This window comes from Desulfosporosinus orientis DSM 765 (assembly GCF_000235605.1).
Classification (GTDB): Bacteria; Bacillota; Desulfitobacteriia; order Desulfitobacteriales; family Desulfitobacteriaceae; genus Desulfosporosinus; species Desulfosporosinus orientis.
In genome coordinates this window covers 1295510-1312194 of sequence record NC_016584.1, presented here as the reverse complement: position 1 = coordinate 1312194, position 16685 = coordinate 1295510, and the positions used below count along the sequence as shown (strand labels likewise).

Below are 16685 nucleotides of genomic sequence, written 5' to 3'. Positions count from 1 at the left end.
CGATTGCATCAAATTATCGTTCCAAATTAGAACACTTTTCCTGTAGTATGATGGTTGTCTCAGTGAAATAGATATGATATTCTGACAATTACAAGAAGAAATATTCCATGACCAGAGAGGATGGGGAAGCGCTCTATGGACAACCATTGGAAACGTTTTATTAATGGGGAAAGCGTAGAAACTGACGTCACTCCTTCCATCTATCGTTCCTGGCAGAGAAGCTTAGAGTATCATGTAGACCATACTCTTATTTCCAATCAGGATATTCTCTCTATGCCGCGGCTTACAGAACGCCGCGAAGCTCAAGATGCCCTAATCCGAGCGGGCGAACCCGTGCTGCCGTACATTTTTGATCTGCTCGGAAGCAAAAATTACACGATACTGTTGGGGGACACTGACGGATACATTATTGAAGCCATTGGTGATGCGCCTTTTATGAGTAAGGCACAGAAGGTGAATCTAAGCCCAGGTGCCAGCTGGCGTGAAGAAACTCGCGGGACCAATGCCATCGGCACAGCACTCCGTGATAATGCCCCTATCTCAGTCTCCGGCTGGGAACACTTTGTGCGTGATAATCACTTTTTAGCCTGCTGGGCCGCCCCGATTCAAAATACCCAGGGCAACCCTATTGGGGTCTTGGATATCAGTGGGGAAGCCGGCCGCGACCGGGAGAAAATCTTAAATATCGCCATGATGGGTGCCAGCATGATCCAGAAGAACCTGCAGCTTTTTGAGCTGGAAAATCAGCTTAAATTCTACCGAGAAGGCGCCAAGCTAGCCTCTTCCCTTTTGAAGCAAGGATTTCTTACTATTGATCATAACGGTATCATCACGAACATCAACTCCTTCGGTGCCGCGCTGCTAGGGCGCAGACAAGAAGACATCATCGGCCGGCTTGCAGGGGAAATTTTCAACTCACCCAAAGGCTGGATGTTGAGCAAGCATTCTCTTAATCTGCGTTTAAAAGATTCCGCCGGAAAGGAAATTTCCTCTCACTTAGAGCGTGTCGTTGACAATGCCGGCAAACCACTAGGAGCTGTGGGGACTCTGCAATACAATAACCGCCCTCCGGTACAGACCTTATGGGTGGGAAATAGCCAGCCTTCACAACGGATTTTAGGGAAAGTTTCAAAGGTAGCTGCCAACAATTCCTCTGTTCTCATTTATGGCGAAAGCGGCACAGGTAAAGAGATTATCGCTAAATCCATCCATCAGCTTAGTCCCCGGCGGGAGGGCCCTTTTGTTGCTTTGAACTGTGCATCATTATCTCCTGCCTTAATTGAAAGTGAGCTCTTCGGCTATGTTGAGGGTGCCTTTACCGGAGCACGTCGAGGCGGGAAACCCGGCAAATTCGAATTAGCTGATCAAGGGACTATTTTCCTTGATGAAATTGGGGATATGCCTTTAAACGTTCAAGCAGCCCTCCTCAGAGTACTTCAAGAAAAGGAAGTATCCAGAATTGGTGATACAAAAACCAAAAAAATTAATGTACGGGTTATTGCCGCAACGCACAAAAACCTTAATACCCTCGTCGAGACACAACAATTCCGCTTAGATCTTTACTATCGTTTGAAGGTGGTTACCTTGGAATTGCCTCCATTACGTGAACGTTCAGAAGACATCAGAGACTTAGTTCCCCATTTTATTAGCAAAACCTGCGAATCATTTGGGGTACCGCTCTTGGGGATTGATGAAGAGGTTTACTCCTATTTATTGGCTTACACGTGGCCCGGCAATGTTCGGGAACTTGAAAACTGTATTGAAAGCATGGTGGCTTTAGCAGATGGTTCGATTCTGACAGTGGAAAACTTACCGGATGAATTTAAGCAGACCGTTTCAAAAGCTGAACCCACATCCGAACCCTTGCTTGATCAACAAACTAAACAGACCATTCTCTATGCCTTAACCCAAACCAGAGGAAAAATCGCCCCCGCCGCAAAAATATTAGGGATTGGACGAAATACGCTCTATCGTAAGATTAAAGAATTGAATATAAAATTTTAACAGGCAGAACAAAAAGCCCCTTCCAGACAAGATCTGAGAGGGGCTTAGTATTTCAAGCTCTTCCTACTGCTTTAAGCAATCCTTGAATTAAGGCCTGCGGTCGTGGCGGACAGCCTGGGACATAGACATCCACTGGAATTATATTGTCCACTCCCCCTGTACTTGCATAGCTTTTACCGCAAATTCCGCCGCTGCAGGCACAAGCACCGACTGCTAACACAAGTTTCGGTTCAGGGGTTGCCGCGAAGGTCCTCCTTACTGCTATTTCTAAGTTTCTGGTTACCGGCCCGCTAACCATCAGCACATCAGCATGACGAGGTGACGCTACAAAATCAAATCCTAACCGTTGTATATCATAAATAGGACCGGTAAGCGTGGTCATTTCCCAGTCACAAGCATTACACGACCCGGAATCGAGGTGTCGTATGTGTACAGAATGTTTAAAAGCGGGAGTAGGCGGAACTTGTCTAGCACTTTCCGCTAATTCATATTGATTCCCTTGGACGATCGCCCCCTGACAAACCTCCACACAGTATCCGCAAAAAATACATTTTTTAGGATCTACCCGCCAATATAATTGTCCACTTTGCAATGATATGGCTTTAGTAGGACATACTGCCTCACATTTGCCGCATTGGAGGCAATTTTGCTCCAGCCACTCGGGTAATCCTTGAAAACTTAACCCCGGAACCTCCTTATGCTCGGGATATTCTGTCGTTACAATGCCTGTTTTTAAACTCTTACGAAAAAGTTCGAGCATCATAAACCTCCTTGTACACCATATAGAAATTGTTTATCTGTCCAAACACGAATAACACAGCTCAAAGCTCTTGTTGATTACAGGAAAATCAGGAATGATATTACCAGGCACAGTCGTGGGAACAACAGGCCAATTAACATAGGATGCCGAACGTACCATATACCGGTAAATCTTTTTATCCTCATCAATCATGACAAAATGCACATTTTCTCCTCGTGCGGATTCTGTCATCCCTATAGCATATTGGTAAGGTGTCATCTCTCCTAAAGGTTTAGTTAATGCTCCTATGGGCATTGAAGCTAATACTTGTCTAATAATATTAAGCGATTCGAAGGTTTCATCAATGCGCACTTTAATCCTGGCTAAAACATCACCTTGATCGTAAACGGGCACCTTAAACGAAACTCGATCGTAAGCAGCATAAGGATGATCACGCCGCAGATCCCGGTTTACACCGGCAGCCCTCGCAGCAGGACCGACTGCGTGGAAATCGACGGCAGTCTGCTTTAATAGAACACCGGTGGTTTCAACCCTATCCAAATACGAATTTGTATTAAGTAGAATCTCCACCAATTCTCTAAATTCTTGTTCTAACTTTTCTAGGGCAACTACTATACGTTGACTGTCTAAGCCTGAAATATCCCGTCGAACTCCTCCCGGGATATTTATCCCCCTGAGAAACCTACTTCCAAAAACTTCTTCGTTGAGTCTCATGAGATCTTCCTTCAGCCGAGCTCCATGCATGGTTCCAAAGGCGAACCCTACGCCTGCACAAATGTTACCTACATCCCCGACGTGATTATACAAACGTTCAAGTTCTAAAGCTATTGTTCTAATAGACTGTACTCTTGGAGAGACTTCTGCAGCGGAGATCTTCTCTAAAGCCTGACAATAGGCTGTTGCATGCGAAAATGAACATGCCCCGCAGATTCGTTCCACGATTGGTAACGTTTCCAAAGGGGTCTTGCCTTCCACAAGCTTCTCTAATCCTCTGTGAGTATAGAACAATCGGGCTTCCAAATTTATTACTGTATCACCTACTGCACTAAACCTAAAATGTCCCGGTTCAATGATTCCCGCATGAATGGGTCCGACAGGGACTTGCATAACCCCTTCACCCTCTACTTTATCACATGAAAACTCAGCCCCGGTTCTTGGAACGACTGAATTTGCATCAAAATCCTTGCGCAGCGGAAATAAACCCTCCGGCCAGTCCTCATGTACAGCCAAACATCGTTTGTCCGGGTGTCCCACAGGATCTAAGCCAAAAAGGTCTTTGATTTCTCGTTCATACCAATGGGCTGCCGGGACTCGATTGGTTATCGAAGGAAATGACGGTTCAGCCTCAGTTACAGGGAAAGTGACGATGATTAAATAGTTTTCGTGGTCATTAGCGAAGGTGTAAAACAAACGAAAATATCCATGAATACCCCTCTCATCCGTCGCTGTGATTTGAATCAAAGGAAAATCCCATTCCTCAAATCGTTCAGCGAGGATAAGAATATCTCCTTTATTAATTTCCAGATGAAGTTCATTTACATGGGCCTTGGAAATGACCACCCTTTCTTTCAAATAATCAGAAATAAGGGCAACGACCCTATCTTGCCTTATCATTAACGACTTCCTCCTATTAACACGGTGGTTACTTGCTGAAGAATGTTTTGTATGAAATCTGGAATATAGACACCCATAATTACAACAGGTATCAATGAGATGAAAATAATCGTTATGCTAAAATTCCAGTGTTCTCCTGACTTAACACGGCTTGGCGGAGTTCCCAAAGCAATCTTGCTCATAGCATATATAACACCTGTAAAAATTAAGGTGATCAAGATGAGGATCAGACTTGAGGCAAGAAAGCTTCCCTGAGAAAAACCTGAACTAAGAATTAGAAATTCGCTTGTGAAGATACTAAACGGCGGCGCTCCTGCGATTGCTAATCCCGAGATCAATAAAGCCGTACAAGTTATAGGCATGGTTTTAAATAATCCTTTAATCCTATTGATTCTTTTCGTCCGATAATGTTGAGTCACACTGCCGACAATGAAAAAGAGCGAGGATTTCGCCAGAGCATGATTGATCATATGCAGGAAAGCTCCATACAAAGCAAATTTAGTACCTAAGCCCACTGCGGCAGCTATAATCCCCATGTGCTCTATACTTGAATACGCCAGCAGCCTCTTAATGTCACGCTGAACAAGAATGAATGGCAAAGCAACTGCAATGGACAAAACACCAAAAATTAAAATTAGATTATCTGAGAACTGAGGTCCCAAGGATTCGGCCACTACCAAGTGAAACCGAATGATGCTATAAAAGGCACAATTCAGTAATACTCCTGAAAGCATGGCGCTAATGGGAGAAGGAGCCTGGCTATGAGCGTCTGGCAGCCAAGTATGCATAGGCGCCAGTCCTACTTTTGTACCATACCCGACTAAGGCAAAAATAAAAGCAAGCTTAATCAACATGGGATCAAGCTGATCTGCAACTCTTCTCAAAGTCTGCCAATCTAAAGAACCATTTTCACCGGTAACAGAAACGGCAGCATAGTGCAAAAGAACTGTACCAAGCAAAGCAAAAACAATTCCAACGGTACAGATGATAATATATTTCCAGGCAGCTTCTAAAGAAGTAGTTTTGTTATAGAAGCCAACCAGTAAAGCCGTAGCAAGAGTCGTACCCTCTACTGCAACCCACATAATGCCCATATTTGCGGAAACCAGTACAAGAAGCATAGTGAACATAAAGATATAAAACCAGAAATAATACCAATTTAAACGGCTCTCTAAAACCTCTTCCTCTCTAATATCATGGGAAAGATAACCTATCGAATATAATGCAGCCAGTAGCCCAATGATGCCGACAAGGCTAAGGATTAAAGCAGACAGTGGATCAATAAAAATAAACTGTCCCCAAACTACATTAGAGCCCTTGAAGACTTGTCGTGCTATAAGCAGGACTGTAATGAGGATCGCTGCTGATCCTCCCACACTAATGGTCCCTAACATTCTTCGGCCTGAAACCATCAAGCTTAACAGCGCTATTACTATTGGCAGAGCAAGTAAAATTAACGGCATATAATCATCCCCGTAAATTTCTTAAATTTCTTGTGTCAACCGTGTCAAAGCTCTGATTAATTCGGAACACTAATACTCCCATTATCAAAACTCCTACCAGGATATCCATAAATATTCCCAGCTCGATTACTAATGGCATACCATTCGTTGTACCTAACCCAGCCAAAAAAATCCCATTTTCCATGACCACTAACCCTACGACTTGCATAATAGGAAATTTGCGATTAATCATGAGGAATAAACCAATGAGCATTAATGAGATAGCTGCAGGCAGTGCTTCATGAATAAGACCTGAACCTTCTCCAATGACTTGTCCAGTTGCCAAATAGGATATAAAAATCAAACACACATCCAACATCAAGGTCATTTTCATATTTAGAAAGGCTTCAACCTCTCTGTTTGTTGACACTCTATTAACAGCCTTATTTAAAACATAAGGAATGATCCCCGCTTTAACAACTAGAGTTAACAACGCAGCAATATACATTTCTCGAATTCCAGTCGCCCAACCAAGCACGGTACATAAAGCAACAAGAAATAGGCCCTGCAATACAACAGCCATAATAACTGAATTAAAACGGCTAACCACAATCATTAAAAATACCGTCCCTAAAATCAGGGTTATTAAGAAATTCACTAGGCTCTGATAACTTTGCATCCCCATCCTAAATTACCCCCTGAACACAAACTTAGAAACAAGTCCTATTAAACCAATTAAAAATGATCCTAAAAGCAAATCCGGCACCTTAAATAACCTGGTTTTGGCAAAGGAGGTTTCCACGACAGCCATGATAACCCCTAATACAATTAATTTTAGAACTAACATTAGGGTACTTAAAACCAACTCACTTACACCCGCCGAAACAGGGGCTATTCCCCAGGGAAAAAAGAGATTTGCCAAAAGGGTGAAAATCAGCACTTGTTTTATAGATACAGCCACAGAGAACAGTGCCAAATTCTTTCCTGAGTATTCTAACAGCATTCCTTCGTGAATCATGGTTAGCTCTAAATGGGTATCCGGATTATCGACGGGAATTCGTCCCGTTTCAGCTATAGCCACTACAAATAAGGCCACAAAAGACATCAAATGGGCGAGAGTCAAGGTCCCCTCACCTCCATGAATAACACTTTGTACAATGCCTGAAAGATTTGTCGTTCCCGCAGAAACCGCCATCGTAAAGAGGGGCAGCATTAACGCAGGTTCTGCGATCGCTGATACAGCCATTTCCCTGCTGCTGCCCATTCCGCCAAAAGCGCTCCCTGCATCTAATCCTGCTAGGGCTAAGAAAAACCGAGCAAGGGCAAAAAGATAAACCACAAGAATAAGATCCCCAGTAAACATCAATAAACTATTTGTTGAAATGGCTGGTATTACTGCAGATACTGCTAACATCGAAGAAAGATAGATAAAAGGTGTTACTTTAAAAATCCATGATGCATGTTGGGAGACAACGGATTGTTTTTGCATATATTTATATAGGTCATAATATGGTTGAAGAATGCCCGGTCCCTTTCTTGTTTGGAAAAAAGCCTTCGTTTTCTTGATTATTCCTGTGATCAGCGGAGCTAATAACACAATTAAGAGCATTTGATAAGCTCCAATAGCTGCTTCTTGAAACATAAAGTCCCCTCCGTTCACGCAAAAATCAGCAAAACAACTAATGTTACAAAGATATAACCTAAATAAAGTTGAATGCTGCCCGACTGTAATACGGTGATTCTATCCGCTAACATAATAAAAACCTTGTGCAGGGGCCTGTAAAGATTATCTTCAAAGAAAGGTTTTATATCCCCTTCATAAACAATATGACTTGTAAAATAGGGTTTTAGAACATACTCTTTCTTGATTTTTCTCGACGGCTGAAATATAGCTCGGAACATAATTCGAATAGGCTTTGAGAAGGAAGTAGCCGTGTATTCCATTTTTGAGGTTTGAGTTACTCCACAGTTCCAGGTTTCATCAACATGGACTTCGCCATACTTGCCATATTTTTTAACAAATATTGAAATCAAAAAAACACTGAACCCTAAAACTGCCAGAACCATCAGCGGAGACACTGAAGCAACAGCAACATCCACTTTCTGTCCAATGATTGGAGTAAGATTCAGCCAGCGATAACCGCCTAGAAGCGGGGTCGTTTCAACCCCTATGAGACCGGCAGTAACAGGGCTTAGTAAATCTATGGCTATAAAAGGGATAACACCAAAGATTAAACAACATATAACCAATAATCCCATACCCACCAGCATTGTCTTTGGTGCTTCCTTTGCTTTTTCTGCCGCACTGCTGCGCGGCAGGGCAAGAAACATGGTTCCAAAGGCTTTAACAAAGCAGGCGGCGGCCAAAGCCCCGGTTAAGGCCAGGGAAGCTGCAAATACTGGTCCCATGATATTCATGGTTACACCAAGTTTTGCAGAACCCAACGCTAATAGAGCTTGATAAGTTAACCACTCACTAGCAAACCCATTGAAAGGCGGGATAGCCGAAATAGAAATTGAGCCAATTAGAAAAAAGAATCCCGTCCAGGGCATTCTTTTTAATAGTCCTCCCATCTCCTCGATGTTTCTGGTATGTGTCGCATGATGAACTGCCCCTGCTCCCAAGAAAAGTAATCCTTTAAAAACAGCATGATTCAAGGTGTGAAATAATCCCGCTGTTAGGCCTATCAGAGCAAGATCATTGTAGCCATAACCCAAAAGAATAAGTGCAGCACCAATGCCCATGAGAATTATGCCAATATTCTCAACACTATGATAAGCCAGTAAACGTTTGATATCGTGTTCCATTAAGGCATACATAACACCTAACAATGCTGAGACAGCCCCAATAACAAGGATTAACCCCCCCCACCATACCGGACCAACACCTAATATTCCGAAGGCAATTCTTATAAATCCATATATGGCCGTTTTCAGCATTACTCCGGACATTATGGCCGAAACATTGCTAGGCGCAGCAGGATGAGCCTTAGGTAACCATATATGTAAGGGTATGATTCCAGCCTTAGTCCCAAACCCAATCGTGACTAAAATAAATATTAGGTTTTTAATACTTGGTGATAGATCTTTTGCTAAAGAAGAGTATTGCCCAAAACTATAACTCCCCGTTTCTTTATATAGGAGTAAAAAAGCAATGATAATAAAAGCAGTGCCGATATGGGTCATTACGATATAAATAAAACCTGCGCTGCGTACCCGAGAATCCTGATGTTCAAATACCACAAGAAAATAGGATACCATCGACATTATCTCCCAGAAAAATAGGAACATAAATATATTGCCGCTGGAAACCAGAGCTAACATCGAGAAAATAAAAAGATTATAGAACAGCCCTAGAACTCCTAAATTTTTTTTACCAATGTAGCCGCTGGTATAGCCATAGGAAAAAATTGAGACAGAAAGACTGAGGACCGAGAAAACTGTAATAAAAAATGCTGATAAAGAATCGATTCTGAACTGAAGATTAAGATTAGTCCCTAGTATTGTCCAGGGCAAGGCCATTTCTAAGGAGCGTTTAGATAGCAAGAGTATCGGACCTAAAAGCAATCCGGAGAGACTTGCAATGTTGGCAAATGAAAATCCCACCAAAATGCTTAAGCGGGATTTCCGTTGTAAAGCAAAAGATAGCAGGGCCCCAAATATCAGTGATCCTAACATAACTTGAAATAACAACTCATCAAAAACCGGCATTTCTATCCTCCCTTCCAAATTTAAAGCAACTTAGAGAATAATTATTCAGATAAACGCAGAATTAATCATATGCAACAAATTCTTAAATATCAATCTTCAAAAACAGCCTTAGTTGCCCCAAATCCATTCTATTTTGTCAAAATTGTACATTAGCAAACTAATTTCCTAGGATATTAACACAAACATAGGGATCTCATACAAACAAAAAATAGCAGATTAAAATCTGCTATTTCAATCCTAATTTATGTTATTTGTCAGAAAGCAACACATCCATGGATTTAGTCAACTTGTAACCCGTAATTTCCGCAAAGAGCAGCTAATCCACCAGAGAAACCACTGCCTACGGCATTGAACTTCCATTCTCCTTGGTGACGATATAACTCGCAGACAACCAAAGCTGTCTCAACGGAGAAATCTTCGCCTAAATCATAGCGCAAAACTTCTTGTCCGTTGGTTTCATTGACAACTCGAACAAAGGAATTGGATACTTGTCCAAAGTTCTGGGATCTTTGTACTGCTTCATGAATAGTTACGGTAAAGGCAAGCTTTTCAACATGGGCAGGTATCTGGGCTAAATCCACGATAATTTGTTCGTCATCCCCATCGCCTGCTCCGGTTAGGTTATCTCCCGTATGGGTAACCGCTCCATTGCCGCCGACAAGGTTATTGTAATAAATAAAGTCTTCAATCCCCCCGGCCCTGCCGTTTTTATCGAGTAAGAACACTGAGGCATCTAAGTCAAAATCTGATCCGCCAGAATATTTGTTGGTATCCCAGCCTAATCCGACGATAATCTTGGTTAAACCAGGGTTCCCTTTGGTTAAGTCAATCTTTTGTCCTTTTTGCAGGCTAATACCCACTTCGAACACCACCTTATTCTTATTAAGTATAGATCGCAGCTATAATAAGCCAGAAGCAAAACACTATGAATACTTCATCTGATCCCTGGTTTCTGAGTTCTGACCTCTGTTATTATACGTCTAGGCCAAAATCTCTGCAAAGACCGGCTAAGCCGTTTTGGTAACCGCTGCCGATGGCGTTAAACTTCCATTCATTATTATTGCGATAGAGTTCTCCTACAACAATAGCCGTCTCAATAGAGAAATCCTCACCGAGATCGTAGCGAATCAATTCTTCCCCTGAAGCTTCGTTAACAACGCGAACATAGGAGTTAGAAACTTGACCAAAGTTCTGATTGCGTTCTTGAGCCTCATGAATGGTTATTGTGAAGGTGATTTTGGAAACATTGCTGGAAACCAGTGCCAGGTCAACTTTAATTTGTTCGTCATCCCCTTCACCGGCTCCGGTACGATTATCCCCAGTATGAATAACTGATCCGTCAGGACTCTTGGGATTATTAAAGAAGACAAAGTTTTTTTCATCCGTTACTTTCCCCTCAGAATTAAGCATGAAAACTGAAGAGTCTAAATCAAAATCTTTCCCGCCATCATACTTGTTGACATCCCAACCCAGACCAACAATGAGTTTAGTAAGCCCCGGATTTGATTTGGTAAGATCGACTTTTTGACCTTTTTGTAAACTAATTGCCATGGTAAGATCCCCCTTTAAATTTATTGATAGCGACGGATGAGTTCACTCAAGGATGCATCATTGGTTCCTTGACCAATTGCAGCGAATTTCCATTCATTGTTGTGACGATAAACCTCGGCAACCACTAAGCTCGTTTTACCGGCGTAACTTTCCGTCAAGTTGTAGCGGCAGAACTCTTGTCCATTGACGGGATTAATAACTCTGATAAAGGCATTGGCAATCATACCAAAGTCTTGCCGGCGTTTTACGCAATCATAAATATTGACAACAAAAACAATTTTTTGAACACTGCCGGGAACACTTCCTAAATCCACATGAATTTGTTCATCGTCTCCATCACCGGCACCGGTGAGATTATCCCCACTGTGCTTAACGCTTTTGTCTCCGCTTTGCAAATTGCCAAAGTAGACCAAGCGATCCTTGGCAGTAAGCTTATCTTGGGCATCAAGTAAAATTGCCGAGGCATCACAGTCAATGGGAGCACTTCCCCCGCCTCCGCCAAACAATCCTCCGAAAATACCCCCGGATTTTGATTTTGAGGCTTCATCCCAACCTAAACCAACCAAAATTTTTGTTAAACCAGGATTACCTTTGGTTAAATCAATCTTCTGCCCTTTTTGCAAATTAATACCCACTTCGAGTCCCCCTTTTTGTACTAATCAGAAAGTATAACTTTTCGTTGCATACTGCAAGATAGCTAATATGTGCGAAGACAATGCCTTCGTCTGAAGCATAAGTGCAACTATGGCGGCCGCCTGCGCCTGAAAGGCTGCAAGAAGTCATATTCGTGCAAAGACAGTGTCTTTGGGCACCAGCCAAGTTTTCTAAATATACAAGGTATTTATCATCATTATTTTCACATGATATATAACACAATTATAGGTACTTGTATCTTAACACAGGAAAGCTTTGGAGAAAAAGCCAAAATGTATTTTTTTCACATAACTTTCACATCTGCAGGCTAATGAAAAAATTTTCCTTCTCCTTAATCAACCAATGTTTTCCATTATATATTGTACAAATGACCATGGTTTTATTCCAAGTCTTATGATATTAAGCTTGTTACGTAATCTAATATTTCTTCTCCAGCTCGGATTCCATTTTTCTGAGTAAAGCGAATCCTCTCCAGTCCAGCGGCATTCTGCAAATTTAGAGAATATAATTCTCCATGAGCAGGAGCAACAGGGAAATCCGCATCTTTTAGCATATCTAAGTCCAGCAAAGAATCTCCGGCAGCAGCGACATAATCCATGCCTTCCTTTGCTTTGATATATTGAACAGCCGCCTTTTTGCTGACATTTTGGGGAACTAAATATAGTTTTCTGCCTTGAATGGATAACTCCCAGTTATTATCCTTCGCCCAAAGTTTAAAGGCTGCTAACTCGGCCAGGGGAATTCTTTCACGTTCAATAATACAATAATAGAACAAATCATCCGCCATTTTCCCTGAATCGGGGTGTACCCAGGATGGATGTCTAAGCTCTTCGAACTTAGCGATTAAATCCTCAGCCTCCAGACAATGTCGTCTTGCCTCCCACACCGTCTGCCTCCATTCCTGATCTTCACTGCCGCGATAAAAGATTTTGCCGCCATTGCTTGTTATGGCATAGTCAAAGGCAATACCATGGTTAAGAAAATCAACGCGCTCATATTGGAGCTTCGTTCGAGTGGTTACCGGCACGAAAAGCAATTCGCCGGAGAGCTTCTGTAATTTACGAATGGATTCTTGAGTTATATAAGAAATATAACGATCTTCGTACCATTCAATAGGACTTATGGAGTCTCCAACAGGATGGTTTTTAATGAAGGACCGGTATGAATAAATCAGAGTTTGATCGAGATCACTGGCAAAAATCAATCTTTTCATCATGATACCTGTTTGACAATACCGCAGCAGGAATAAGTAAGATCGGGATATTCCTCAATGGGAACTCCTTTATCCTCACACAACAGCATAATATGTTTCAGGTTTGGGTTGCCAATGCTGTCCACCAACACCCTGTCCGGCAAACGTCTTAACAGGACACGGGTAGTTTCTCCGATACCGGGTTTAATAAAATTAATATCGTTTATCCCATACTGTTCTTTAATTCTAGTAAGCGATTTTAGACCTTGCCAAGTAACCTCCCTTTTATCCGGAAGTTCCTGACCCTTTCTGCTTTTAGGATTAAGAATTTGAAACTCCTTAGCAATAGTATCAACAAATAAGTTGGATACCTCATTAGGGAGAAGTTCCTGATAAAACCTAGCCCCGTGAAAGTCTTGGTCTCCAATCAAATCTTTGCGAAAAACGGTACGGCTTACCAAGCCGGATACCGTAGAATTCAAACACGCACTTGGAATTAAAAAGTCTTCTCTTGTGCCAAATGTTTTTACACAATGGCCTGGATCGGCAAGGACCGCTAAATCATCGTCCAATTCATACTCATACTTAGCTTTAAAATCCCGACAAGCTTGACTCAAGACCATAGTTATGGCCCCTTTGCCCGTCCAGCCATCAATAAACTGGATTTTGGCCTCCGGATGGTTTTGCAGAATATAGATCAAGGCATTTTCATCAATGCCCCGCCCTCGAATAATGGAAATGCTGTAGTGAGGTAAATTCAAATTATGCTTTTCCTGGAAGTAACGTTTTATGAGGATTCCAATAGGAGTCCCTGCCCGGGCCAAAGAGACAAGCACCATCTTGGAACTGTTCTTCTCTAAAATTTCCTCGGCTACGATTCCAACAGCTTGGGCGACTTTTTGAGAACTCTCGGCAAGGGTCCGGTGAAATAAATCCAAATATTCCTGAGTAGGTTCATATTCGACAGGCAGCATTTCAGAATAATGACCGCCGGACTGGATCCTTTGCTCACGAGTTTTCAGGTCAGTTTCTTTAATCAAGCCGTTAAGGCTTTTCAGTAAAAAGATCACATCCTTGGGACTGTAGCATCCCATGGGAGCCGGATCAGGGATAGAATGTCTGAAGAGCTTGTTGTTCACCTGCGGTCACCTCTTTTCTGTCTTCCGGGATACGGGAGAAGCTATTACTAAGCTTAAACGGGGAATACCCAGTTGGGAAAACACTCTTAACATTGGCTGCAGCCTTTCAAGAGAAACTTCCCTTTCCAGAAACACATACAGTTCATCATAGTAGTTAAGAGGAATGTTATAGACATAATAAGAAATACCCTCATCATCAGGACAAGGAAAAGTAAAGGCATTTTGAATCCCATAACCTGGTTTAGGGAAAGGATAGATTGGGCTTCTCGTCGTCGCATGATAGCTTATCCCCTCTCCCATAAAGGCGGAAATCAGCATGGGGAAATACATGAACTCACCGGTCCCCAGGCAAAGAGTTTTGCCGCCGGCTCTATGGGGTTTCAGATTTTCTCCGATTTCTCTGGCTAAAGGCAGCGTATCTTGATCTTCCCGGCTGGACAGCCCAAATCTTCCCGTCACTTTTAAATAGGGTGAAGCACTTTCCTGTCCATTTACATCCACGGAAAAAACTGACACAACCTCTTGCAAATTTAGCAATTGCTCTTCAACTATAACCTGGAAACTCTCCCTATTCTCCGTATCAGTTGTCAGGTTTTGCGGGGATTGTTCATGATAGGAGGAACCGCTGACATCAATCTCTCCTTCTAAAAGAGAAAGAGTCCTAATCTTAAGGCAAAGAAGTTCCTCCATTTTCCTGAAATTCCCCCGGTTATCTTTGGTTCTCCAATCTAAAAGGGATAAGACGACATAATCCTTGATGGCATATTGTTCATGAATAGCTCTAATAATATTGAGAGCCGTATTACCAGTTGTTATCTCGTCATCTATGAGTACAACGGTTTTTGAGGTTTTCAGTAGTTCCGGATTCTCTGGGTAGCACAAATGATTGACTGCATGAGAATGAACCTCATTAAAATCAAGAGCTGGCTGCAGCATAGGGATCTTGTCACGGGTCGTATGCAGGTAATGAGCATTATCAAACAGACTGAATACAGCATGTCCCAACCCGGTTGCCGTTTCGGCGAAGCCAATAAATAATGTTTCCCGGGGCAAAACAAAGCGTGGCTGAGAAATGACCCTGGCATAGACTTCTTTAGTCTGTTCATTCTTCTTAACTGCCTCAACAACGGCCTGAACATCGACTTGATGTACCCCATGGATTTTCTCGATAAAATGTGCTCCTAAATTTATCCCTGCCAGCAAAGGGACATAGGGGTTAACCGGTACATGTTTGCCCAAAACCTTGCTGACAAACAAAAAACCGCGTTTCTTATTCCTCCTGGCAGCTAACGAATAAAGAGTCTGAGGGTCGTAATTAAAGGGATTGCCTGTCAGAGCCACCAACACCCTTTGACCTTCAACGTCATAAGTATAAGTCTTCGGTAAGCAAACTGATGAAATTGTGTTGTTCATGAAACACTCCATAATTTCTTGCTCTCAACAAGATTTTTTGTGCCCATTGATAATGCGGCTTAATCTCATTCATTTTATTAGTATAATGGCTTCTCGTAACCCCTTGCAAGCCATTGCTGTTTTCTATGATACTCAAGGCATCCAAATACTCTTCATGACCGACAATATAAAGGGCTTGAACAGGTATGATATGACTGGGATGGATAATGGTTTTGCCAAAAATACCATTTTCCTTGTCGAGAATGACTTCCCGGATGAGACCATCGATGTATTTATTTAAAAGCTGGCTTCTTATCTTCGTTCGATTATGGCCGTGGATATCATGAAATTGTTCAAAAGGACTTTTGCGAAGCTGAGGTTTTAGGACTCTTCCCCCGTTTGAGAAGTACTCCCAAACAGGACCGGAAACGACGTAGTCGTTCTCAATTCGCCCGAAAATATTAATGATATCGGCAATGCAATCGCGAATGACGGTTATATCATAAATCGTCACATCAGGGCCGCGGCGAATTCCATAATAACCGGAAAAGTCCGTGGCTCCAATACGAACATTTAAGACTAAATTATGATACCTGTCTAAGAGGTGCTTAATTCCCATTAATTCGTGGATGCGGGATTCCCGGTAAATTGTCTGAGAACTTTCGATAATAGGCATTCCGTAAAAAAAGCCACTCAATCCATTAAGACTCTTAATAGCCTCAAAATATGCATAACTTTCCGAAGTAAATTTCGGAAAGACAAACCCTGTAATTATCCTGGAGCTGTCACCCATTCTCTCAATCAGCCTTATAATCTGTTCGGGTGCGCGAACTCTAATGAAAATTAGCGGCAGATCAGCCGACTCAAGCTCCTGGTTATTTAACGCCCTGTCTATTTCTTTAACTTGCTTAGTAAGATTCTCCTCGGCCCAAGGGACTTCCTTATCTCCAATAGAATCTTCCAGACAAAACACTGTTGAGGCTAATCCCCAGTACTTCTTGGAAATGATATCCTGGGCAATGGTTTCTCTTGTTCCCGGCATATAGAGCATAGCACCTAAGGCATGGGCAAGTACTTCTCTAGGGGTATCTTTATCAAAAAACTCGGGGGCTTTAAAGAAAGTGGTATCCATACCCTCTTTCGTCAAATAATTAAAATGTCTCACTTAATCGTACCAGCCAAAGCTGTACTTCCTCCTTCCTTCAATAGGGTTAACAGCTTATCCA

14 protein-coding genes are annotated in these 16685 nt (G+C 42.2%); 1 reads left to right on the top strand and 13 read right to left on the bottom strand.

The window, feature by feature from the left end; all coding sequences use genetic code 11:
* Positions 1 to 135 precede the first annotated feature (135 nt).
* Complete coding sequence (locus DESOR_RS06220) at positions 136 to 2004, top strand: sigma-54-dependent Fis family transcriptional regulator (RefSeq protein ID WP_014183754.1); 1869 nt, start codon at positions 136 to 138, stop codon at positions 2002 to 2004.
* A 52-nt stretch (positions 2005 to 2056) separates the two neighbouring features.
* On the opposite strand, the gene DESOR_RS06215 is transcribed toward DESOR_RS06220, so the two are convergent.
* The 13 genes from DESOR_RS06215 to DESOR_RS06155 form a co-directional block, all read right to left on the bottom strand.
* Positions 2057 to 2767 (bottom strand): NADH-quinone oxidoreductase subunit B family protein, encoded by a 711-nt coding sequence (locus DESOR_RS06215; RefSeq protein ID WP_242832463.1) that lies wholly within the window; start codon positions 2765 to 2767, stop codon positions 2057 to 2059.
* A gap of 30 nt (positions 2768 to 2797) precedes the next feature.
* Positions 2798 to 4378 (bottom strand): hydrogenase large subunit, encoded by a 1581-nt coding sequence (locus tag DESOR_RS06210; protein ID WP_014183752.1) that lies wholly within the window; start codon positions 4376 to 4378, stop codon positions 2798 to 2800.
* Positions 4378 to 5841 carry a hydrogenase 4 subunit F gene (locus DESOR_RS06205; RefSeq protein WP_014183751.1) on the bottom strand — a complete coding sequence of 488 codons (1464 nt, stop codon included), beginning with the start codon at positions 5839 to 5841 and terminating at the stop codon, positions 4378 to 4380. The genes DESOR_RS06210 and DESOR_RS06205 overlap by 1 nt, the downstream gene beginning before the upstream one ends.
* A gap of 4 nt (positions 5842 to 5845) precedes the next feature.
* Positions 5846 to 6505, bottom strand: coding sequence for a hydrogenase (locus tag DESOR_RS06200; RefSeq protein WP_014183750.1), 660 nt, complete (start codon positions 6503 to 6505; stop codon positions 5846 to 5848).
* Between the two features lie 6 nt (positions 6506 to 6511).
* Entirely contained in the window at positions 6512 to 7462 is a 951-nt protein-coding gene (locus tag DESOR_RS06195) for a respiratory chain complex I subunit 1 family protein (RefSeq protein ID WP_014183749.1), read from the bottom strand.
* 14 nt (positions 7463 to 7476) lie between these two features.
* The gene (gene hyfB / locus DESOR_RS06190) at positions 7477 to 9531 is read right to left on the bottom strand and encodes a hydrogenase 4 subunit B (protein WP_014183748.1); all 2055 of its coding nucleotides are present in this window, start codon (positions 9529 to 9531) and stop codon (positions 7477 to 7479) included.
* Between the two features lie 278 nt (positions 9532 to 9809).
* Positions 9810 to 10391 (bottom strand): TerD family protein, encoded by a 582-nt coding sequence (locus DESOR_RS06185; RefSeq protein ID WP_014183747.1) that lies wholly within the window; start codon positions 10389 to 10391, stop codon positions 9810 to 9812.
* Between the two features lie 112 nt (positions 10392 to 10503).
* Positions 10504 to 11082, bottom strand: coding sequence for a TerD family protein (locus DESOR_RS06180; RefSeq protein WP_014183746.1), 579 nt, complete (start codon positions 11080 to 11082; stop codon positions 10504 to 10506).
* Between the two features lie 20 nt (positions 11083 to 11102).
* Positions 11103 to 11717 (bottom strand): TerD family protein, encoded by a 615-nt coding sequence (locus DESOR_RS06175; RefSeq protein ID WP_014183745.1) that lies wholly within the window; start codon positions 11715 to 11717, stop codon positions 11103 to 11105.
* Positions 11718 to 12127: 410 nt separating this feature from the next.
* Positions 12128 to 12952, bottom strand: coding sequence for an HAD family hydrolase (locus DESOR_RS06170; RefSeq protein WP_014183744.1), 825 nt, complete (start codon positions 12950 to 12952; stop codon positions 12128 to 12130).
* Positions 12949 to 14067, bottom strand: a complete 1119-nt coding sequence (locus DESOR_RS06165) for a cysteine protease StiP family protein (RefSeq protein ID WP_014183743.1) — start codon at positions 14065 to 14067, stop codon at positions 12949 to 12951. The genes DESOR_RS06170 and DESOR_RS06165 overlap by 4 nt, the downstream gene beginning before the upstream one ends.
* A 6-nt stretch (positions 14068 to 14073) precedes the next feature.
* Positions 14074 to 15480, bottom strand: coding sequence for a phosphoribosyltransferase family protein (locus DESOR_RS06160; protein WP_014183742.1), 1407 nt, complete (start codon positions 15478 to 15480; stop codon positions 14074 to 14076).
* A complete protein-coding gene (locus DESOR_RS06155) occupies positions 15431 to 16591 on the bottom strand; it encodes an HpcH/HpaI aldolase/citrate lyase family protein (RefSeq protein WP_014183741.1) in 1161 nt (386 codons plus the stop codon). Before DESOR_RS06155 ends, DESOR_RS06160 begins: the two co-directional genes overlap by 50 nt.
* Positions 16592 to 16685: the final 94 nt, after the last annotated feature.